Source organism: Kitasatospora sp. NPDC057198, from assembly GCF_042670125.1.
Taxonomy (GTDB): Bacteria; Actinomycetota; Actinomycetes; order Streptomycetales; family Streptomycetaceae; genus Kitasatospora.
In genome coordinates, this window is record NZ_JBHUWH010000855.1 from 1 (window position 1) to 1,465 (window position 1,465).

The window sequence follows — 1,465 nt, forward strand, 5'->3', positions numbered from 1 at the left end:
GCGGAAGGCCGAGGAAGGCCGACGGAAGGCCGACGGAAGGCCGACGGAAAGCGCCGGGAAACGGTACGGCGGGGTTCCGGTCGGAACGGTTCCGGGACGACCCGGTCGAGTCGGCGGTGAAGGCGGGCCCGTTCCGGCGCGGTGCCGCCGGGGAAGGCGTTCGCGTCCCGGGGCGGGCGGGCGGCCGCGCCCCGGGACGGGGGGCTCAGAGCTCGTCGGCCTCGTCGTCGTAGACCTCGCTGACGTCGAAGCGGCAGATCAGCAGCTCCGGGTCGGCGCCGTCGAACGGCTCGGGCAGCCACTCGCCGGGGTCGGACGGGTCGGTGGCCGACACCCACAGCGTGGAGTCGCCCTCCTCCAGGCCGAACTCCTCGGCGCGGGCGGCGATCTCGTCCGGCTCGTACTCGCCGAACAGCACGCCGATCGCGGCCGTCACCTCGCCCTCGGCTCCCGCGCCGGGCTCGAGCGAGTCGTCGACCCGTTCGGCCTGGGCGCGCAGCCGCTTGGGGTCGGCGATCAGGTAGTCGCGGCGGATCAGCACGCTGATCGCCTCGGGGTGCTCGGGGCCCTGGTAGCCGGACCCGGCGTCGTCGCCGGGGATCTCGAAGGGGGTGACCTCGTCGTAGACCTCGTAGAGGATCTGGTCGTAGGCGATGGCCGCCGCAGCGAGTTCCTCGTACGCGTGGACGACGACCGGATCGCCGGGTTCGGTGGAGCTGGAGACAGCCTGCAGGTGGCGGTCGATGGCGGCCTTGACCGCCTCTGCGGCGGCCCGTACCTCGGTGATGGTCAGCTGCGCGGCATCAGACATGGTGCAGACGCTATCCCCACCCGGCGACGACACGCACAGCGGTTGTCACCTACAGCCGCTAAAACCGGGCAAGTTCACCCCCGATGTCCGTTCCGGGTGCTTCTGCGCCCGCCCCCGCGAGGGGTTTCCGGCCACCGGGCCGTCCGGTCCCCGGGGGCGGGCGCGCATCGGCGCGGTCCGGCGCGGGTATCCCTCCGGGTACCGGAAAACTGATTGACGATCAGCTCGGGCCGGGGTGAGGCTCGGACCGTCCGCCCGGACGGGCCGTACCCGAACCGGCCACCTGTCGGCGACACGCCGTAGGCTTGCAGGCAGCACAGCAGCGGAGGAGACGCCTTGATCCCTACCAAAACGGTCCGGCTTCCGGAGTACGAGTACCAGTCGCTCCGCCTGCCGCGCGGCACCACCCGGAACGCCGCGCGCCAACTGCTCACCGAGCACGCCGAGTACGGGAACTGGGAGCTGGACCGGCTCCGGCTGTTCCCCGACGGCAGCCGCACGGTCCGGCTGAAGCGGAAGATCATCCGGCAGGTCCGTTCCACCTGGTAGCGGTCGTCCCCCGGAGCCCTCCGAAGACCCTTGGAGGCCCTCGGAGGCCCTCGGAGGTTCTCGAAGGCCCCGGCCCCGGAAGCACCCGGGCCCGCGCCCGGGTAC

The 1,465-nt window shown here is 72.4% G+C and carries 2 protein-coding genes; one reads left to right on the forward strand and one right to left on the reverse strand.

What is annotated here, in order from left to right; all coding sequences use genetic code 11:
- Positions 1–205 precede the first annotated feature (205 nt).
- Positions 206–811 (reverse strand): hypothetical protein, encoded by a 606-nt coding sequence (locus ACFUEL_RS39650; protein WP_380243075.1) that lies wholly within the window; start codon positions 809–811, stop codon positions 206–208.
- Positions 812–1,150: 339 nt separating this feature from the next.
- On the opposite strand from ACFUEL_RS39650, the gene ACFUEL_RS39655 reads away from it, so the two are divergent.
- Positions 1,151–1,360, forward strand: a complete 210-nt coding sequence (locus ACFUEL_RS39655) for a DUF5703 family protein (protein WP_033251932.1) — start codon at positions 1,151–1,153, stop codon at positions 1,358–1,360.
- Positions 1,361–1,465: the final 105 nt, after the last annotated feature.